This is a genomic window from Bacillus sp. SG-1 (genome assembly GCF_000181495.1).
Classification (GTDB): domain Bacteria; phylum Bacillota; class Bacilli; order Bacillales; family Bacillaceae_B; genus Rossellomorea.
Window position 1 is genome coordinate 16412 of the sequence record NZ_ABCF01000027.1, and the last position, 20650, is coordinate 37061.

Sequence of the window (20650 nt, forward strand, 5' to 3'; positions counted from 1 at the left end):
TATCCAGCCTGGATTTTTTTTGCGTAAAAACGAGTAAAGGGTGTTATCGAAACGCTGTTTTCGTATATATTGTTGCTCTCGGAAAAATCCAAAGAGCCGGATTTTTCCTTTGGAGACAAGGGCTTTTTTCTCTGAACAAGGTGAATAGCTCTTTTCTTGCTACCAGCATATTTTATTTTCTGTGAATAAAGGCATATCTTATGAAATTTATATTAAATAGCAACAAAGTTTAAGAACTATCATCTCATGAATATTTGTTCTCTCAATGGGCCGCTAAGCGTTTTTCTACTTCTTCATCTAAAATTACCTTCACTCTAAATTGAATCCATACTTCCATACGATTCGGTACGTCTACTTCGGATACTATTAAAAAAGTTCGAATGTGATGGAATCGCTTCTTTATCCTCATCTGACTCTCCCGAATGAAAAACGAATTTTTAAAAACAGACCGTCAGTCGCAGAAAGTTCAGATTCGCTTTATTGTTATTCACATGTGGATAAGTTAAAATGAGAGAATAAGAAAAATGTCTTTGTGGATAAATGATAAGCGAAACTTTTGTAACGTTGGGGATTATGATATTCTAATCATTTAGAGGAAATAACGCCTTTTAAATAAATCATTTGATTAAATAGATATTTTGTTACCGGAATGGCTACCTTATTAAAAAAAGGCGTTCCGGATCATTTGTTGTGTTCAAAAGAAAATCAGTATACGAAAAGAGGTGAGAGAGATGGAATTCGATACAATTGCAGCCATTTCTACTCCAATGGGAGAAGGTGCGATTGCCATTGTCCGTCTGAGCGGTGACCAGGCTTTCGATATCGCAGACAAAGTGTTCAAGGGAATCAAGGGCAACTCTGTCCATGAGTTTGCTTCCCACACGATCAATTATGGCCATATCGTCGATTCTTCCACTGGTGCAGTCGTAGAGGAAGTCATGATGTCAGTCATGAAAGGCCCAAAAACCTTCACACGTGAAGATATCATAGAAATTAATTGCCACGGCGGGTTGGTTTCCGTCAATAAAGTCTTGCAGCTGGTCTTGAAAAATGGAGCCCGTTTGGCAGAACCGGGTGAGTTCACCAAAAGAGCGTTCCTTAATGGAAGAGTAGATTTATCTCAGGCTGAAGCCGTCATGGATTTAATCAGGGCAAAAACGGACCGGGCAATGAACGTAGCCCTTAATCAGATGGAAGGAAGATTATCCAAGCTGATCCGCAAGCTCCGACAGGAAATCTTAGAAACACTGGCCCACGTGGAGGTCAATATTGACTATCCCGAATATGACGATGTCGAAGAAATGACACACGGTGTATTGCTAGAGAAATCCAAATATGTACGGGATGAAATTGAAAAACTGCTTCGTACTTCTGAGCAGGGAAAAATTTTAAGGGAAGGTCTTTCAACGGTCATTGTCGGAAGGCCTAATGTAGGAAAGTCTTCATTGTTAAACAGCCTTGTTCATGAAAATAAGGCAATTGTGACAGATATTCCGGGTACTACTCGTGATGTCATTGAAGAATATGTGAATGTCCGGGGAGTTCCACTCCGACTGGTTGATACGGCTGGTATAAGGGAAACGGAAGATATTGTGGAGAGAATCGGTGTAGAACGGTCTAGGCAAGTATTGAAAGAAGCCGATTTAATTTTGCTTGTCCTCAATTACTCAGATGAGTTCACTTATGAAGATGAACAACTCTTCAAAGCAGTGGAGGGCATGGATGTCATTGTTATCGTCAACAAAACCGATCTTCCTCAGAAGATTGATATGGATAGAGTGAAAGAATTGGCAGCCGAACATGCCGTCGTGACGACTTCTTTATTGGAAGAACAGGGAATCGATGAACTTGAAGAAGCCATTTCTACCTTATTTTTCGCTGGATCGCTTGAAGCAGGAGATATGACGTATGTTTCAAACAGCCGCCATATTGCTTTGTTGAACCAAGCTCATGGGGCTATTGATGAGGCCATTAACGGAGTGGAAATGGGAACTCCGATTGATATTGCCCAGATCGATTTGACAAGAACATGGGAGCTGTTGGGTGAAATCATCGGTGAAAGTGTCCATGAAAGCTTGATTGATCAGCTTTTCTCTCAATTCTGTCTAGGAAAATAAATACTCAGTTATGATAAAACTTTTTCAACTATAAGAATCACCATTATTAAGGAGGAAACGAAAACGATGCAATATGAAGCAGGACAATTTGATGTCATCGTTATCGGTGCAGGTCATGCAGGCGTGGAAGCGGGATTGGCAGCTGCAAGAATGGGCGCTAAAACTTTGATGGTAACCATCAACCTCGACATGGTCGCATTTATGCCGTGTAATCCGTCAGTAGGCGGTCCGGCCAAAGGGATTGTGGTCAGGGAAATAGATGCACTTGGAGGAGAAATGGGCAGGAATATTGATAAGACCCATATCCAAATGCGTATGCTGAATACAGGAAAAGGACCTGCCGTGCGTGCACTGAGGGCACAGGCGGATAAATTTGCATATCAGCATGAAATGAAGAAAACGATTGAAGATGAACCGAATATGACTCTTTTACAGGGAATGGTGGAAAGCCTGATCATCGAAGACGATGAATGTAAAGGGGTGGTAACGCAAACGGGTGCAGAATACCGCGCAAAAACTGTGGTTATCACTACTGGTACATTCCTTCGCGGGGAAATCATCCTTGGAGATTTGAGATATTCAAGCGGCCCTAATAATCAGCAGCCTTCCATTAAGCTTTCAGAACATTTGCAGGAGCTTGGTTTCGATATGGTTCGCTTCAAAACAGGAACACCGCCGCGTGTGAACAGTAAAACCATTGATTATTCGAAAACAGAAATTCAACCTGGTGATGATGTGCCACGGGCATTCAGTTATGAAACAACAAAGTATATCACGGACCAGCTTCCATGCTGGCTTACCTATACGAACGCCGAAACACATCAGTTGATCGATGATAATTTAGGCCGTTCACCAATGTACTCAGGGATGATCAAGGGGACCGGACCGCGTTATTGCCCTTCCATTGAGGATAAAGTCGTCCGTTTCAATGACAAACCAAGACATCAAATTTTCCTAGAACCAGAAGGGAAAAATACACAAGAAGTGTATGTGCAAGGTTTATCGACGAGTCTTCCTGAAGATGTGCAAATGAAAATACTTGCGACAATACCTGGACTTGAAAAGGCTCAGTTAATGAGAGCAGGATACGCAATTGAATATGATTCCATCGTTCCTACACAGCTATGGCCGACTTTGGAAACGAAAAAAATCAAGAACCTTTATACTGCCGGCCAGATCAATGGTACATCAGGCTATGAGGAAGCTGCCGGACAGGGCTTGATGGCAGGAATTAACGCTGCCTGCCGTGCTTTGGATAAAGAAGAAGTCATTCTAAATCGTTCGGATGCGTATATTGGCGTACTGATTGATGACCTTGTAACGAAAGGAACGAATGAGCCTTACCGCCTTCTAACTTCCCGAGCGGAATATAGGTTACTTCTCCGCCATGATAACGCTGATCTTCGTCTAACAGATATCGGTCATAAAATCGGACTGATTTCAGACGAACGGTATGAGCGCTTCCTAACAAAAAAAGCGCTTGTTGAGGAAGAAAAAGCACGTCTGCAAACGATCAGGCTGAAGCCGAATGAAGAGACACAAAACGTAATCAAGGAAGCAGGCGGGAGCGAGTTGAAAGACGGAATATTGGCTTCCGACATTCTCCGTCGCCCGGAAATGAATTACAGCCATATCAAAGCGCTGATTCCGAGAGAAGAACCTCTTACAGAGGACATTGAAGAACAAGTGGAAATTCAAATCAAATATGAAGGCTATATTGAGAAGTCACTGCAGCAAGTCGATAAGATGAAGAAGATGGAAAACAAAAAAATCCCAGATTTCATCGACTATGATGCCATCAATGGCTTGGCTTCTGAAGCGAGGCAAAAACTGAAAGAAGTCCGTCCTTTATCTTTGGCCCAAGCGTCAAGGATTTCAGGAGTGAATCCTGCTGACGTTTCAATTTTACTTGTGTACATCGAACAAGGAAAAATCGCCAAGGTATCTTCGGAATAATACAAGATTATTATCAGGCTCATGTTCTATTCTGTGGTTAGGGTTGGTGGTTAGAAAAGTGCTCTTTATTTCCAATACGGGAGCCGCCCATTGGAAATTAACCCAACCCTATCAATAGAGCTCCAAGGAAGGATTGTAGCAATGAATATTACCCAGTTTACAGAGAAGTTGAGCGAAAAAGGCATCAATCTGACGTCAAAGCAGTTGGCTCAGTTTGCGGAATACTATGAGACACTTGTCGAATGGAACAATAAAATGAATTTAACGGCAATCACGGATAAAGAAGAAGTGTATTTGAAGCACTTTTATGATTCAATAACAGCTGCCTTTTACCTGGACTTTAACCGGGAAATCCGTGTATGCGATGTAGGAGCAGGTGCTGGTTTTCCGAGTATTCCCCTGAAAATTTGTTTCCCGCAAATTGAGGTAAGCATAGTCGATTCCTTGAATAAGCGGATTACATTCTTGAACCACCTTTCAGATAAGTTAGGCCTGGAAGGTACTCACTTTTATCACGACCGTGCCGAGACATTTGCCCGTAACCCGGAACATCGTGAACAATATGACCTTGTGACTGCAAGGGCTGTGGCCAGAATGTCTGTTTTAAGCGAATTATGTCTTCCATTAGTGAAGAATAACGGTACCTTTGCTGCGATGAAGGCAGCCAGTGCCTCAGACGAAATGAATGTCGCGAAGAAAGCCATCACGACATTAGGAGGAAAACTGAAAGAAGTTCATTCTTTCCAGCTTCCTCTTGAAGAAAGCGAACGAAACATCATAGTTATTCAGAAAGAGAAGCCGACACCTAAGAAGTATCCACGGAAACCGGGAACACCAAATAAGCTTCCATTAGAGTAACTGTTTAAAAGCTATATGCAGCAACCGGTTCCTGTCATTGCTTTGATTTGAACATCAGGACAAGTTATTGTTTGATTATGAGCTTGCTCTTCAAATGATAATAATAATCTATTTTGTTTTAGTTAATTGGAGTCGGCTGCCTGCAGCACAAACCATCATACTAAGCGAAAATAGTGTCGATTAATATGTATGAAAATGTCAAAGTGATTGCAGGAACTTGTCATATGATAGAGAATAGTAAATAAGGGAGTTCCTTAAAGGTGGTGTAGGAAGATGAAGCATCCTTTCTCTCGTTTTTTTGGCATAGGGGAAAAAGATCAGGAGAATGATCAGGAATTGGAAAGCGTTGTCAATGACACAAGTGACAGAGATGAAGTGAAAAATATCCCCATTTCTCAAATTGTGCCAAACCGATTCCAGCCAAGAACTATCTTTAACGAAGAGAAGATTGAAGAACTATCTAGAACAATTCATACTCATGGAATCATCCAGCCGATCGTCCTGCGTGAAAGTGGAGAGAACCAGTATGAGATCATTGCAGGGGAGCGCCGTTTCCGGGCAGTTTCATTGCTTGGATGGGAAACCGTACCTGCAATCATTAAAAATTTGACAGATACAGAAACAGCTTCTGTTGCATTGATAGAGAACCTGCAAAGGGAAGAGCTATCGCCGATTGAAGAGGCCGTCGCTTACGGAAAGCTGCTTGAACTTCATAATCTAACGCAAGAAGCACTGGCACAGCGGCTGGGCAAAGGGCAATCGACTGTGGCCAACAAGCTTCGGCTATTAAAGCTGCCTGAAGAAGTACAGGAAGCGATTCTAGCCAAGCAGATCACGGAAAGACATGCAAGAGCCCTCATCCCCTTGAAGAAACCAGAAAAACAAGTGGCCTTGCTTCAGGAAGTCATAGAGAAAAACCTGAATGTTAAACAAACAGAAGATCGAGTAGATAAAATGCTCTCTGAAGGTGAGGAAAAACCGAAACCGAAACGCAGGGCCTTCAGTAAAGATATGCGGATAGCAGTGAATACCATCCGCCAGTCCCTGTCCATGGTTTCTGACAGCGGAATCAACCTGGATTCCGAAGAAGAAGAACATGAAGAATACTATCAGTTTACGATTCGCATCCCTAAGAAAAAGTAAATTCTAATTGAATCTGCCATTTTTTCTGATTACTATATTAATAGATATATCATATGGCTGTTTGGCATAATTTGCTGTTTATAGATCCTTAGCATTCTGTGCGATACCTGTTATACTTACTTTTTATAACAAGATCAAACAATTAATCGCGTTGGGTGGAAAACGTCAACCCTCTGCTGTTTATACAGTTGATTGAACTGGAACTTGTGCGGCCTCATTTGGATTTTAGAGACTGGTCAGCACTGAATCCAGCGGCGGTTTGTACGTCACTGAATGTGCGTTGCCGATTTTTAGTCAGGTGAATCTGCGAGGCGTTCACCTGGAGTGGAACTTTTTCATTCCCCTTCAAAGCACAATAAAGCACATAAAACAGCTATAAATAAACTCAGTGAGAAACGTATTAGGTTTCTCACTTTTTGTATGTGCGCAACTCAATATAAATTGGAAATAGAATTTTTTTGAAATGAAAGACAAACTATTCCTGAATTTTGATAGAATAGAAGGTAGACAATAATTTATTCAAATTTTCTTAATAGAATTGGAAGTTCAAAGGGCAGGTGAAAACCTTGGGCAGAATAATTGCCATTACCAACCAAAAGGGCGGCGTTGGAAAAACGACAACCTCCGTCAATTTGGGGGCATGCTTAGCATACATAGGAAAGAAAGTACTGCTTGTTGATATTGATCCGCAAGGAAATGCCACCAGCGGTGTGGGCATTGAAAAAGGTGATGTCCAGGAATGTATATATGATGTTTTAGTAGATGATGCCGAAGTCAAGGATTTGGTAAAACCAACTACAGTCGAACGTTTATATGCAGTTCCGGCTACTATTTCCTTGGCAGGTGCTGAAATCGAACTGGTTCCGACTATCTCCAGGGAAGTCCGGTTAAAGAGGGCACTTGAAAAAGTTAAGGATGAATATGACTTTATCATCATTGATTGTCCTCCTTCCCTCGGATTGTTGACGATCAATGCTTTGACAGCCTCTGATGCTGTCATCATCCCCGTCCAATGTGAGTATTATGCACTTGAAGGGTTGAGCCAGCTTTTAAGTACCGTCAGACTTGTACAAAAGCATCTTAATCATGATCTTATGATTGATGGAGTCTTGCTGACGATGCTGGATGCCCGAACCAATCTGGGAATCCAGGTTATTGAAGAAGTGAAGAAGTATTTCCAGGATAAAGTATACCGGACTATTATTCCTAGAAACATTCGGTTAAGTGAAGCACCAAGTCATGGGGAACCAATCATTATTTATGATGCAAAATCCAGGGGTGCAGAAGTTTATCTAGATCTAGCAAAGGAAGTGGCTGCGAATGGCTAAGGGACTAGGTAAAGGAATCAATGCGTTATTTACTAATGTTGATGCTGCAAAAGAAGAATCTGTACAGGAAATCAGCCTGAGAGAATTAAGGCCGAACCCTTATCAGCCCCGAAAGGTATTTGAACCGGAAGCGATTGAAGAATTGAAAGAGTCCATTAAAGAACATGGAATTCTTCAGCCGATCATTGCCAGAAAAAGTATAAAAGGCTATGAAATCGTGGTAGGAGAGAGAAGATTTAGAGCTGCAAAGGCAGCAAAGCTTGATAAAGTTCCGGTCGTTGTAAGGGAATTGACAGATAAGCAAATGATGGAGCTTGCTGTCTTGGAAAACCTGCAGCGCGAAGACCTCTCTCCAATTGAAGAAGGTAATGCGTATCAGTTATTGATTGACAAATTGGATCTGACACAAGAACAACTTGCCAAGAGACTTGGGAAAAGCAGGCCTCATATTGCAAACCATATACGTCTTCTTTCCCTGCCTCCACAAATCCAGCAGCTGATCATTGATGATAAAATCACGATGGGTCATGGACGTGCGCTGCTTGGATTAAGAAAGAAAGAGAAACTGCAGGCTGTTGTTGAAAAAATAATCAAAGAATCGTTGAATGTAAGGCAGCTGGAGAAGCTGATACATGAACTAAACGAAAATGTTTCACGTGAAACAAAGAAACCCGAAAAGAAAGATGTTTTCATTAAAGAACAGGAAACTCTCTTAAGAGAAAGATTCGGTACTAATGTTTCCATCAAACAGTCCAAGAAAAAAGGGAAAATTGAATTTGAGTTTTTCTCTCAGGATGATCTGAACCGGATTCTTGAGTTGTTAAGCGATTTGGAAGATAAATAAGCAATACGATTGAACTAACCATATTCGTTGTGTTGGTTCTTTTTTTTTGCTTTTTAGCCGATTTTTTGGTCTTACCTGTCCCGCTGCTCCCGCAGGAGATCGCACACCCCTACACTCCAATCAACGCTGTGATAGGAAGAACTAAATGAAAACAACTCACGACCCGGTTATCTTTATAATTGGTATATCCTCTTCATTTCAATATATGTTGATTGGAGCGGAGGTCAGCTTTATGTAAAGCTTTACTTTACTGCGAAGTGCCATCCGAAACAAGAAATCCGCATCTAAATTAGGAGCAGCTGTTCAGTTGGGGGTAATTGAAGAATCCTTAGGGTTTAGCATTATAATTCTTTCTTCCTTAGTGTAAAAAAATAGTAGGCAATTCTTAAGAAAAGTGCTATTTTAGTAGAAAGTATTTCGATAACCGAAAAAGGAGAACGTCTTATGGTGCTTTTAGGAACGATAGTAAATGGGGCCTGTATAATCATTGGGACTTTGCTCGGCAAGCTGCTGCACCGCATACCTGAAAACATGAAAGGTACAGTAATGTATGCGATTGGCTTGGCAGTAATGGTACTTGGGTTGCAAATGGGAATGAAAAGCGAAAACTTTCTTATTGTCATTATCAGTCTGGTTCTCGGGGCAGTAATTGGTGAGTGGATGGGACTTGATGATAAATTAAATGCATTAGGAAATTGGCTGGAGAAGAAACTGGGTTCAAATAGTGAAACGAGCATTTCCCAAGGATTCGTGACAGCGACACTAATATTTGTCATCGGAGCTATGGCAGTTATTGGCGCGTTGGACAGCGGAATTAGGGGTGCACACGATGTTCTTTATACAAAAGCCATTATTGACGGGTTTACTTCCCTGATCCTTACTACTACTCTAGGGATTGGCGTAATGTTCTCTGCTATTCCTGTCATTCTTTATCAGGGAACCATCGCACTCTTTGCGACACAAATTGACCGCTTTGTCCCGCAGGCTATCATGGATTCTTTTATTGTTGAAATGACGTCTGCCGGAGGAATTATGATTTTTGCTATAGGCTTGAATTTAGTCGGATTAACCAAGATCCGTGTGGCCAATCTCCTTCCGGGAATAGTGGTTGTAGCTGCGATAGTTTCCATCATTTATGGATATCAGGAGTATTTTATATAATCAAAAAACACACTAAGCGCCTAAAATGCCTGGTGTGTTTTTCGATTAAAGCAATTGCTGTTTTTCTTCGTTAACGTTTATTTTGAAGAATGATTCTTTTCTCGGTCTTGTTATGCTTGCCAAATGAATGCCTTCTGAAATGATTCTGGCCATCTTGAGGACAAGATTCAATCTTGTGTTCTGCAGCACAAAGAATTCCATGAATCCACTGACATTTACGATACCCGTAATATGAATATCACCAACGTCAGGAAGTTCCTTGTTCACACCAGCTCCCGGCTTTACAGGCCCATTGCCAAGCTGAATCGCTCCGACACTCTTCAGTCTTCCCAGGCATGCATCAATCCCGATAATGAAAGGATTATGGTGTTTTTCCCTGATTTCGGCAAGCCGCTCTTCCAGATTCACCGCATGAATAGGTTCATCGAGTGTGCCGTAGATATGAAAACCGTCCGTTATCTTTTCGTCTAAAAAGGTGCCGACGAGTGGTCCTAAGGAATCGCCTGTTGAGCGGTCAGTCCCTATACAAACGATCACGACGGGTCGTAAGGCTGTCGGAAGCATGGTGAGCAGTTCCTCAGAAAGAGATGCTGCTGCTTTTTCATCATCATGCAGCACCCGGTAAGGTTCTGATTTCCGCTCAAAAAAACCCTTTTTCAGATTCATTCCTTCCACTCCTTTGCAGATAGTAGTAACAGTATACGGAAAAATAGGCTTATCTATACATAGTATTATGTATTTGTCACAAACTAAGACTTTTTAAACAATTTTCTAATAGTTTGCTTGCCGCTATTCAAATAGGGGTAAACTTGATACAATGAAATATATTTTCAGAGTGCTTTATAGGAGTGAGTTCTTATGAGTCAGACAATTGAAGAAAATGCAAAAGAGGACATTCAGGATCAAGTTGATACGGCAAAAGATGCAACATTGGAAATCTGGGACAGACTGATCAGTGATGACTTATGGATAAAGATTTCCATAGTTTCAATAAAGATTCTTTTAATCATCATTTTAACGGCTGTTATTCTTAAAATAGGAAAAACCATTATTAGAAATATATTCAGGGTCCGGTCACGTTCCCCTTTTAAAATAACGGAGAGACGGGAAGCTACATTAAGTAAACTTCTTGAAAATGTTCTAACCTATGTGGTGTATTTTATAGCAATCACAATGATTTTAACCAACATGGGAGTTGAGATTGGTGCCCTTTTAGCCGGTGCCGGTATCGTCGGACTCGCCGTCGGTTTTGGTGCACAGAACCTTGTCCGTGATATCATCACAGGATTCTTCATCATATTTGAAGACCAATTCTCGGTTGGCGATTATGTCCGAGTCGGGAATGCAGAAGGATTTGTTGAAGAAATAGGACTGAGGACGACCAAAATCAAGAGTTGGACAGGTGAACTGCATATATTGCCGAATGGAAATATTGCCGAGGTAACCAACTTTTCCATCCATAATAGTATTGCTATTGTGGATGTCAGCATTGCGTATGAAGAAAACATAGAAGAAGCGGAAAAAGTGTTAAGTGAATTCCTGCAGACCTTGCCGCAAAAATATGAAGATTTAATAAAACCGCCTGACCTTTTAGGGGTGCAGACTCTAGGTGCCTCCGATGTAGTGATGAGGATTGTTGCCGAAACAGCTCCCATGCAGCATTGGGGAATTGCACGTAAGATCAGAAAAGACGTCAAAACCGTTCTGGATGAACATGGAATTGAAATCCCATTCCCACGAATGGTTATGTATAATAGACAGGAAGAAGAAAGTATTGAAACGAGCAGGAAACAGCTTGATAGTGAGTAGGGGGGAAACAGTATGGAACCAAAAAGCTTTCAAATGAACGATGTCGTTGAAATGAAAAAGCCTCACCCATGCGGTGCCAACCGATGGAAAATCATCAGAATGGGCATGGATATCAGGATCAAGTGCCAGGGATGTGACCACAGTATCATGCTTCCGAGAAGAGAGTTTTCCAAGAAAATGAAGAAGGTATTGGAGTCGGCTGGTGAATAAAATATAGAATTCAGGAAGAGAGTGTATCGCATAAGGAATACTCTCTCTTTTTTATCTCTGAAATAGCATAAACACCAGGCAACCCGCCATTTTGAATCATACCTCCCCCCCCTCCACTTGTGTTTCTATCACTTAAAACCTATAATTAAAAAAGGTTTGAATAATTTTAGACATGTGCTGCCGAAAATCCAGGCAGAATAAATATAGTTCCAATTAATGAGGAGTGACCAAAATGGCTTTAACAGCTGGAATCGTTGGTTTGCCGAATGTCGGGAAATCAACTTTATTTAATGCAATCACAAAAGCAGGTGCAGAGTCTGCCAACTACCCTTTCTGTACGATCGATCCCAACGTCGGGATCGTAGAAGTACCTGATTACCGTCTTGATAAACTAACGGAATTGGTTCAACCGAAGAAAACCGTGCCGACAGCATTTGAGTTCACTGATATTGCAGGAATTGTAAAAGGTGCGAGTAAAGGTGAAGGACTAGGAAACAAGTTCTTATCCCACATACGCCAGGTAGATGCCATCTGTCAGGTAGTTCGCTGCTTTGCTGATGACAATATCACTCACGTTTCAGGTAAAGTTAATCCCCTTGATGATATTGAAGTAATCAATCTTGAACTCATTCTTGCCGACCTGGAATCAGTTGATAAAAGAATTGCCCGTGTGCAGAAGCTTGCCAAGCAAAAAGACAAAGAAGCTGCATATGAACATGAAATCCTACTGAAGTTGAAAGAGGCATTTGAAGAAGGCAGACCGGCTCGTACGGTTGAATTCACGGAAGAGCAGATGAAAGTCGTCAAAGGCTTGCACCTTCTCACTATCAAGCCAGTTCTTTATGTTGCCAATGTAAGTGAAGACGATATCGCAGATCCTTCTGATAATGAATATGTTCAGCAGGTCCGTGAGTTTGCAAAAGGTGATAATGCGGAGGTCATCGTTGTCTGTGCGAAAATCGAGTCCGAGATCGCCGAGCTTGATGATGAAGAAAAAGCGATGTTCCTTGAGGAATTGGGCATTGAAGAATCCGGCTTAGACCAGTTGATCCGTGCGGCATATGATCTCCTTGGCCTGGCTACTTACTTTACTGCAGGGGTTCAGGAAGTTCGTGCCTGGACTTTCCGGACAGGCATGAAAGCACCGGAATGTGCTGGAATCATTCATACTGATTTTGAAAAAGGCTTTATCCGTGCTGAGACGGTTTCTTATGATGATCTTGTTGCTAACGGTACAATGGGAGCGGCGCGTGAAGCAGGAAAAGTCCGCCTTGAAGGTAAAGAATATATCGTAAAAGACGGAGATGTCATCCACTTCCGTTTTAATGTTTAAACACTCTAAGCTGTTCAATGGCCCAACAAATAATTGGGTTCATTGAACAGCTTTTTCTTCATTGACAATGACTTTATATTTCCAGTAAAATATAGCTATCTTGTAAAACAAGGTATTTATTTTTGTTCAACTACCTTGCAAAACAAGTTAGAGAGGGAATCAATATTATGTCAATAAAAAGTCAGATATTAAAAGGTATTCTGGAAGGCTGCATACTTGCCGTTATAGAAGAAAGCCCAACATACGGCTATGAACTTTATGTGAAGTTGGCCACCAAGGGGATGGATTCTGTAAGTGAAGGGTCGATTTATCCAATTTTATTAAGACTGCAAAAAGAGGGGCTGATCAAAGGCAAGATGCAGAAATCAGCCAGCGGCCCCAACCGCAAATATTATAGTCTAACAGAAGAAGGAAAGGCAGCCCTTGAAGTATTCAGCAGTGAATGGGCCAAATTGGGAACTGCCATAGATTTGATCCTTAAAGGAGGGGAAAAAGATGACGGCCAAAGAAATGATCGAGATAAATAATGTAAGAAGAGAGAAGCTGAACGAAGAAAATAAGAAGTATTATGAAGATATGCTCCTGTATATCCGGATGAGTAATGTTTCAGAAAAAGAAGGAGAAGAGCTTCTTCTTGAAATTTTGGAGCACCTCCTTGAAGCACAGGAAAATGGTCAGTCGGCTGAAGACGTATTCGGAACTAAACCGAAACAGTACTGTGACGAACTCCTGAAAGGACTTCCAAAAGAGTCCCTAAAGGATAAGGTAATGATGTACCTATATATTACAGCTTCAGGGATGAGCTGGTATTTTCTTGTCACAGGAATCTTCTCTCTGTTTTTCCCTGATAATAATGGTGTATCCCTTACTCCTATCATTGCGTCCATCTTATTCATGGGGATTGTAGTGCTGTTGCTTTTAAAGTTAATGAAGTGGACCACGTACAAAAAGAAATCAAACATATGGCTGTTGTCTGCAGGTGCCCTGATATTTACATCCTGGATAGGCCTGCTCGTCTACTTGGAACTGCAAGATGCCTTCCAGTATGAAATGAACTGGCCAATGTATACCTCCCTAGTAATTGGAGTCATTCTAATAGGCCTATCCTGGGTATTGCGTCATAGGGTGCTTAAGTTTTAAGAGCAACTAGATTACTTTGCTTCTTCTATACAGAGCATGCAGCGGAAATCAATCTACATGTACGAGCGGAATTTAAGGTTTTATTATGCTCTATTGCATTAGCCTGTCCACTATGATATAATTCTAACTTGTGAGTAATGAATTTATTGCTCCTTGCTCTTCTGCCGAGAAGAGCCGCATAGACCATAAGGAGGTGACTAGAAGATGAGAAAGTACGAAGTTATGTACATCATCCGTCCAAATGTTGATGATGAAACTAAAAAAGCAGTTGTTGATCGTTTCGATAACGTTCTAACATCTAACGGTGCTGAAATCGTCGAGTCTAAAGAGTGGGGTAAACGTCGTTTAGCTTATGAAATCAATGACTTCCGTGATGGATACTACCAATTGGTAAAAATCCAATCTAACAACGAAGCGGTTTCTGAGTTCGATCGTTTAGCTAAAATCTCTGACGATATCATCCGTCATATCGTAATCAAAGAAGAAGAATAATCCAGCCGTTTTTTGAAAAACGAACGCTTCTGACTTGTTTCACGTGAAACAAAAGTTAGAAGGAAGGGGTTGATTCTGATGATGAACCGAGTAGTACTCGTGGGTCGTTTAACTAAGGATCCAGAATTGAAATACACTCCTAACGGGGTTCCCGTGGCAACCTTCACACTTGCAGTGAATCGTTCTTTTACGAATCAGCAGGGTGAACGTGAAGCGGACTTTATTAATTGCGTTGTATGGCGTCGTCCAGCCGAAAACGTGGCTAACTTTTTGAAAAAAGGCAGCCTCGCCGGTGTTGACGGCCGCATTCAAACTCGTAATTTCGAGGGACAGGACGGCAAACGCGTCTTCATGACTGAAGTCGTAGCAGAATCTGTTCAATTCCTTGAACCTAAGAGTGCCAGCCAAGGCGGCGGCTCTGGTTATCAAGGTGAACGCGGCGGCAACAACTTTGGCGGCGGTCAAAGACAGCAACAAGACTATTCATATAGTCAAAATCAGAATCAACGCAATAATAACAATAACAACAACAACCAGAACTATACGCGTGTGGATGATGACCCGTTCGCAAATGACGGTCAGCCGATCGACATTTCGGATGACGATCTTCCATTCTAATTTCTTATAAAATATAAAATAAATATGCAAGGAGGCGATTTCTATGGCAATGCGCAGAGGCGGACGCAGACGTCGTAAAGTGTGTTACTTCACTTCAAACGGAATTACACACATCGACTATAAAGATGTAGATCTATTGAAAAAATTCATCTCTGAGCGCGGAAAGATCCTACCACGTCGTGTGACAGGAACTAGCGCTAAATACCAACGCAGACTTACTCGTGCTATCAAACGCGCGCGTACAATGGCATTACTACCTTACGTAGTAGGTGAATAAATAAATGAAAGAACAGCAGGATTACTTCTGCTGTTCTTTTTTATCTCCAAATGTCTTCTTTTGAGAGTATTATCTCTCCGATTTAGTTAGAAATGGTTATTATGTAACCTTATTAGCTATACTGTGGATGGGGACTGGTATGAGGCAGAGACGAGTAGTCCTTTTACTGCCCAAATTCAATGAATTGAATCTGTTTTCAATTACATATAAAATTAGTTGTGTTTACTTTCGTTTTTTAAATTGAAGTAATAAAATTATTAGTAGCGCAGAATTGGTGGGAGAGGTTAAATATACACCTCCAACCCACTCAACGCTTAGTTTTATGAATGAGGGGTGTCTTTGTGAAAAACGCCCGTACGCTTACGGAAGGAGCTTTATTGCTCGCGATTTTTACTGTTTTATTATTACTTTCCGCTTATATTCCGGTCATCAGTTTAATTGCAACTGTTTTTCTCATGCTTCCTTTCATTATTTACAGTGAAAAGCACGGTTTAAAGCCAGGGCTTACGATGCTCTCTGCTGCGGTTGTCATTTCCCTGCTGACAGGGGCGTTCTTTGTTACCGTTCCATTAACACTATCATTTGGTACAACAGGGATTATCATCGGGTGGATGCTAAAAAATGATAAATCCAAGATGGCGATTTATATGGCATCAAGCTTTATTTTTTTAATCAGTATCGTCATTGAATATGTTGTATCTATTCTGCTTTTGAATATGAATATAATAGAAGAAGTTTTAGAACAGTTTCAACATATTATGGACGAAGCTATTGAGACAGCGGAACAATTGGGTCAGCCTCTTCCTCAGGATAACATAGAGGAATTGCAGACCGTCACTGAACTGATAGAGGTGTTGACACCGACTCTTTTTCTGACAACTGCATTTGTATTGATGTTCATTATTATCAATATCAATTTTCCTCTGTTAAAAAAGCTGGGAGTTAGATCTGCGAAGTTTCCCCCTTTCAGGAATTGGAAGCTTCCGCAAAGTATTGTATGGTATTATTTAATTACATTAATTTTAATGATCTTTACAAAACCTGAGATTGGTACATATCTTCATTGGGCACTCTATAATCTTTTTTATGTACTTCAGCTCCTGCTGGTTGTTCAAGGCTTTTCGTTTATTTACTTCTTTGCCCATTTGAAAAAGTGGCCGAAAGGGTTATTGATTTTAATCACAGTTTTATCGTTTCCACTTGTTAATTTTGTGAGGATTTTAGGTATAATTGATTTAGGATTTGATCTTAGACAGCGCCTTCAACGTAAGTCATAAGGTTAGCATTCTTATTTGAGGAGCTGAAATCATGCCATCAAACTATAAAAAACGATTGGTCAGATATCCGCTGTATGGACTTGCAGCTGTTTCAGTCTTGGTGCTGGCAGCAACAGCCCTGTACAATTGGTGGATCGCTGTTATCGGTTTTTTCCTGCTGGCCGGCGTATTTTATATTGCATTTTATTATGAAAAGAAAACCTATCAGTCAACAGAAGAATACATCTCGACCCTCTCCTATCGTTTAAAAAGGGTCGGGGAAGAAGCGTTGATGGAGATGCCGATCGGTATTATGCTCATTAATGATGACTACTATATCGAGTGGACCAATCCGTTCATGGCTTCTTGTTTTAATGAGGATACATTGGTAGGACGGTCTCTTTATGATGTAGCTGATTCGGTCGTGCCGCTGATTAAGCAGGAAGTGGACACTGAAGTGGTCACTCTTAATGAACGGAAATTCCGGGTGATTTTAAAGCTAGAGGAAAGACTTCTCTATTTCTTTGATGTAACGGAACAGACAGAGATTGAGAAACAATATGAAGAAGAACGAACTGCTATTGCCATCATTTTTCTTGATAATTATGATGAACTTACTCAAGGGATGGATGACCAGACACGAAGCAGCTTGAACAGTATGGTAACCTCCATCTTAAATAAGTGGGCGAAAGATTCCGGTGTTCTGCTGAAAAGAATCTCTTCTGAACGCTTCATCGCTGTTTTTAATGAAAAGATTCTTCAACAGCTGGAAAAAGAAAAATTCTCTATCCTGGATGATGTCAGAGATACCACGTCCAAGCAGAACGTGCCACTCACTCTCAGTATCGGTGTTGGAACGGGTGTCTCGACCCTTCCGGAACTTGGCACCCTTGCCCAATCAAGTTTGGATCTTGCTCTTGGCCGGGGCGGCGATCAGGTAGCCATCAAGCAGCCGAATGGAAAAGTTAAGTTCTACGGCGGGAAAACAAACCCAATGGAAAAACGGACAAGGGTCCGTGCCAGGGTCATCTCCCATGCCTTGAAAGAACTTATGATTGAAAGTGATAAAGTCATTGTCATGGGCCACAGACTTCCTGACATGGATGCCATCGGGGCGGCCATCGGAGTACGCAAAGTGGCTCAGATGAACCAGAAAGAAGGCTATGTTGTCGTTAATTTCAATGAGATCGATAACGGCGTGAAGAGGTTGATGAACGAGATTAAATCAACTCCTGACCTGCACTCCAAATTTATTACACCTGAAGCAGCTCTGGACTTGATGACTGACGACACATTGCTCGTTGTCGTGGATACCCATAAACCGTCACTCGTCATCGAAGAAAGACTTCTGCAAAGGGCTGAAAGGGTCGTCATTATCGATCATCATCGCCGCGGAGAGGATTTCATTAAGAATCCTTTGCTCGTCTACATGGAGCCGTACGCCTCTTCGACAGCCGAGCTTGTAACGGAATTACTGGAATATCAGCCTAAGCATGAGAAAATTTCAATGATGGAAGCTACAGCATTATTGGCAGGCATCATTGTCGATACAAAGAGCTTTACCTTAAGAACAGGCTCGAGGACCTTCGATGCAGCATCTTATTTAAGAGGACAGGGTGCAGATACAGTGCTTGTCCAAAAGTTCTTAAAAGAAGACGTAGATACCTATATCAAGCGATCAAGACTGATTGAAACCGTCGACTTCTATTATGAGGGAGTGGCAATTGCCAAAGGTGAGGAAGATGTTATTTACGACCCTGTATTGATTGCACAGGCAGCTGATACACTCCTTACGATGGATGGTGTCGTAGCATCCTTCGTTCTATCAAAAAGAACCGATGACCTGGTCGGTATCAGCGCCCGTTCACTTGGGGAAGTAAATGTTCAGATCATCATGGAAAGCCTCCAAGGCGGAGGACATTTGACTAATGCCGCTACACAGCTGCCTGGCATTACCGTCGGGGAAGCAGAAAACAGCCTTAAAATGGTGTTGGATGAATACTTTGAAGGGGGAAAAGAATCATGAAAGTTATATTTCTAAAAGATGTAAAAGGAAAAGGTAAAAAAGGTGAAGTGAAGAATGTTGCCGATGGATACGCACATAACTTCCTCATCAAACAAGGCCTTGCAGTAGAAGCAACAAACTCCAGCGTAAGTCAGTTGGAAGGTCAAAAGAACAAAGAAAAAAAGCAGGCGGCAGAAGAGCTGGCTGAAGCAAAAAAATTAAAAGAAACACTGGAAAACCTGACTGTTGAGATGAAAGCTAAATCAGGTGAAGGCGGGCGCCTGTTCGGTTCTATCACAAGCAAGCAGATTGCTGATGAACTGAAGAAAACCCATAAAATCAAAGTCGATAAGCGGAAAATCGAAATGAACGATGCCATCCGCTCATTGGGGTACACAAATGTACCAGTTAAGCTTCACCCGGATGTAACGGCTACTTTAAAAGTACACGTTACAGAAGAAAACTAATATTGGAAATCGATTTTACCGAAAAACGTGTTAAAATAGAATAGACTTATATAAATGTGATCTGGTGGTTATGCCGATCACATTTTTTCTATTGAAATAAAATCCTTCTCTCAGGAGGTTTACACTATATGAATGAAATATTATCCAATCATGTTCCACCGCAAAATATAGAAGCAGAGCAGGCTGTCCTTGGAGCCATTTTCTTGGAACCAAGTACCCTTACCCAGGCATCTGAATCACTGATTCCTGAAGATTTCTACCGCAGTTCCCACCAGAAGATCTTCAATGTGATGCTGAACCTCAGTGATAAGGGGAAAGCTGTCGACTTGATCACAGTCACAGAGGAACTCTCTGCCATGAAAGAACTCGAAGATGTCGGCGGAGTTTCTTATCTCAGTGAATTGGCAGGGTCTGTCCCAACAGCCGCCAATATTGAATACTATGCCAAAATCGTCGAAGAGAAATCGCTTCTAAGAAGGCTGATCCGAACGGCGACCACGATTGCACAGGATGGCTACTCTCGTGAAGATGAAGTCGACGCTCTGTTAAGTGAAGCCGAGAAAAACATCATGGAAGTCGCACAGCGTAAAAATGCCGGTGCATTCCATGACATTAAAGATGTCCTTGTCCGTGCCTATGACAATATCGAACTTCTGCATAACCGGACGGAAGATGTTACGGGCATCCCTACAGGCTTTGCCGATTTAGATGAAATGACGGCAGGATTCCAGCGAAATGACCTGATCATCGTAGCCGCCCGTCCTTCTGTTGGTAAGACGGCCTTTGCCCTTAATATTGCACAGAACGTGGCAACCAAGACGGATGAAAACGTAGCGATCTTCAGTTTGGAGATGGGTGCCGAGCAGCTCGTCATGCGTATGCTTTGTGCGGAAGGCAACATCAATGCCCAGAATTTGCGTACAGGGTCCCTGACTGATGAGGACTGGCGCAAATTGACAATGGCGATGGGAAGTCTTTCAAATGCCGGAATCTATATTGATGACACCCCTGGTATCAAAATCGGGGAGATCCGTTCCAAGTGCCGCCGCCTTAAGCAGGAGAACGGCCTCGGAATGATCTTGATTGACTACTTGCAGCTCATCCAGGGAAGCGGACGTTCAGGCGAAAACCGTCAGCAGGAAGTTTCGGAAATCTCCCGTGAGCTGAAAGGGCTTGCCCGTGAATTGGAAGTCCCAGTCATTGCCCTTTCCCAGCTTTCACGTGGGGTTGAGCAACGACAAGACAAACGCCCGATGATGTCAGATATCCGTGAATCAGGAAGTATCGAGCAGGATGCCGATATCGTTGCCTTCTTATACCGTGACGATTACTATGATAAAGAATCAGAGAATAAGAATATCATAGAAATCATCATCGCCAAGCAGCGTAACGGCCCTGTCGGAACAGTGTCGCTCGCATTCGTTAAAGAATATAATAAGTTCGTCAACCTGGAACGAAGGTATGATGACGCAGGTGTTCCGCCTGGTGCATAAAGAGTCGAGGAGAATATTCTTCGGCTCTTTTTCATGTGTTTCAGCAGTTTGTCAGCTGTTGTGGTTTGGTTAGGTGGTGATGGTTTTGGAACCCGTTAAGGGAGGCATTTTGATTTATAAGAGAAATACTTTTCGGTAAACAC

General features: G+C 41.8%; 20 protein-coding genes. 19 read left to right on the forward strand and 1 reads right to left on the reverse strand.

What is annotated here, in order from left to right:
- The first annotated feature begins 731 nt into the window (after nucleotides 1-731).
- The 7 genes from mnmE (at nucleotide 732) to BSG1_RS11960 (ending at nucleotide 9407) form a co-directional block, all read left to right on the forward strand.
- Nucleotides 732-2117, forward strand: a complete 1386-nt coding sequence (gene mnmE / locus BSG1_RS11930) for a tRNA uridine-5-carboxymethylaminomethyl(34) synthesis GTPase MnmE (RefSeq protein ID WP_006837298.1) — start codon at nucleotides 732-734, stop codon at nucleotides 2115-2117.
- A gap of 66 nt (nucleotides 2118-2183) precedes the next feature.
- A complete protein-coding gene (gene mnmG / locus BSG1_RS11935) occupies nucleotides 2184-4073 on the forward strand; it encodes a tRNA uridine-5-carboxymethylaminomethyl(34) synthesis enzyme MnmG (RefSeq protein WP_006837299.1) in 1890 nt (629 codons plus the stop codon).
- Between the two features lie 141 nt (nucleotides 4074-4214).
- A complete protein-coding gene (gene rsmG, locus BSG1_RS11940) occupies nucleotides 4215-4931 on the forward strand; it encodes a 16S rRNA (guanine(527)-N(7))-methyltransferase RsmG (protein ID WP_006837300.1) in 717 nt (238 codons plus the stop codon).
- Between the two features lie 273 nt (nucleotides 4932-5204).
- On the forward strand, nucleotides 5205-6074 hold the full coding sequence (noc, locus tag BSG1_RS11945; RefSeq protein ID WP_006837301.1) for a nucleoid occlusion protein: 870 nt from the start codon (nucleotides 5205-5207) through the stop codon (nucleotides 6072-6074).
- Between the two features lie 566 nt (nucleotides 6075-6640).
- Nucleotides 6641-7402 (forward strand): ParA family protein, encoded by a 762-nt coding sequence (locus tag BSG1_RS11950; protein WP_006837302.1) that lies wholly within the window; start codon nucleotides 6641-6643, stop codon nucleotides 7400-7402.
- Nucleotides 7395-8246, forward strand: coding sequence for a ParB/RepB/Spo0J family partition protein (locus BSG1_RS11955; protein ID WP_006837303.1), 852 nt, complete (start codon nucleotides 7395-7397; stop codon nucleotides 8244-8246). The genes BSG1_RS11950 and BSG1_RS11955 overlap by 8 nt, the downstream gene beginning before the upstream one ends.
- A 444-nt stretch (nucleotides 8247-8690) precedes the next feature.
- Complete coding sequence (locus BSG1_RS11960) at nucleotides 8691-9407, forward strand: DUF554 domain-containing protein (RefSeq protein WP_006837304.1); 717 nt, start codon at nucleotides 8691-8693, stop codon at nucleotides 9405-9407.
- Between the two features lie 45 nt (nucleotides 9408-9452).
- Here the strand turns inward: BSG1_RS11960 and yyaC are convergent, their stop codons facing one another.
- Entirely contained in the window at nucleotides 9453-10073 is a 621-nt protein-coding gene (gene yyaC / locus BSG1_RS11965) for a spore protease YyaC (RefSeq protein WP_044022814.1), read from the reverse strand.
- A 192-nt stretch (nucleotides 10074-10265) separates the two neighbouring features.
- Between yyaC and BSG1_RS11970 the strand changes: the two genes are divergently transcribed.
- From BSG1_RS11970 to dnaB, 12 genes are all read left to right on the forward strand, one after another.
- Nucleotides 10266-11216: a mechanosensitive ion channel family protein gene (locus tag BSG1_RS11970; protein ID WP_006837306.1), complete on the forward strand. Its 951-nt coding sequence runs from the start codon at nucleotides 10266-10268 to the stop codon at nucleotides 11214-11216.
- Nucleotides 11217-11228: 12 nt separating this feature from the next.
- Complete coding sequence (locus tag BSG1_RS11975) at nucleotides 11229-11426, forward strand: DUF951 domain-containing protein (RefSeq protein ID WP_006837307.1); 198 nt, start codon at nucleotides 11229-11231, stop codon at nucleotides 11424-11426.
- Nucleotides 11427-11658: 232 nt separating this feature from the next.
- Nucleotides 11659-12759, forward strand: a complete 1101-nt coding sequence (gene ychF, locus BSG1_RS11980) for a redox-regulated ATPase YchF (protein ID WP_006837308.1) — start codon at nucleotides 11659-11661, stop codon at nucleotides 12757-12759.
- Between the two features lie 167 nt (nucleotides 12760-12926).
- Nucleotides 12927-13286 carry a PadR family transcriptional regulator gene (locus BSG1_RS11985; protein WP_044022815.1) on the forward strand — a complete coding sequence of 120 codons (360 nt, stop codon included), beginning with the start codon at nucleotides 12927-12929 and terminating at the stop codon, nucleotides 13284-13286.
- The gene (locus BSG1_RS11990) at nucleotides 13255-13899 is read left to right on the forward strand and encodes a DUF1129 family protein (protein WP_006837310.1); all 645 of its coding nucleotides are present in this window, start codon (nucleotides 13255-13257) and stop codon (nucleotides 13897-13899) included. Before BSG1_RS11985 ends, BSG1_RS11990 begins: the two co-directional genes overlap by 32 nt.
- Nucleotides 13900-14103: 204 nt before the next feature.
- Nucleotides 14104-14391 (forward strand): 30S ribosomal protein S6, encoded by a 288-nt coding sequence (gene rpsF / locus BSG1_RS11995; RefSeq protein WP_006837311.1) that lies wholly within the window; start codon nucleotides 14104-14106, stop codon nucleotides 14389-14391.
- A gap of 78 nt (nucleotides 14392-14469) precedes the next feature.
- Nucleotides 14470-15009 carry a single-stranded DNA-binding protein gene (gene ssb, locus BSG1_RS12000; RefSeq protein ID WP_044022816.1) on the forward strand — a complete coding sequence of 180 codons (540 nt, stop codon included), beginning with the start codon at nucleotides 14470-14472 and terminating at the stop codon, nucleotides 15007-15009.
- A 43-nt stretch (nucleotides 15010-15052) separates the two neighbouring features.
- Complete coding sequence (rpsR, locus tag BSG1_RS12005) at nucleotides 15053-15286, forward strand: 30S ribosomal protein S18 (RefSeq protein WP_044022817.1); 234 nt, start codon at nucleotides 15053-15055, stop codon at nucleotides 15284-15286.
- Nucleotides 15287-15627: 341 nt separating this feature from the next.
- Complete coding sequence (locus BSG1_RS12010) at nucleotides 15628-16563, forward strand: YybS family protein (RefSeq protein WP_052302389.1); 936 nt, start codon at nucleotides 15628-15630, stop codon at nucleotides 16561-16563.
- Nucleotides 16564-16594: 31 nt separating this feature from the next.
- Complete coding sequence (locus BSG1_RS12015; RefSeq protein ID WP_006837315.1) at nucleotides 16595-18568, forward strand: DHH family phosphoesterase; 1974 nt, start codon at nucleotides 16595-16597, stop codon at nucleotides 18566-18568.
- Complete coding sequence (gene rplI, locus BSG1_RS12020; RefSeq protein ID WP_006837316.1) at nucleotides 18565-19014, forward strand: 50S ribosomal protein L9; 450 nt, start codon at nucleotides 18565-18567, stop codon at nucleotides 19012-19014. Before BSG1_RS12015 ends, rplI begins: the two co-directional genes overlap by 4 nt.
- Before the next feature lie 128 nt (nucleotides 19015-19142).
- On the forward strand, nucleotides 19143-20507 hold the full coding sequence (gene dnaB / locus BSG1_RS12025) for a replicative DNA helicase (protein WP_006837317.1): 1365 nt from the start codon (nucleotides 19143-19145) through the stop codon (nucleotides 20505-20507).
- Nucleotides 20508-20650: the final 143 nt, after the last annotated feature.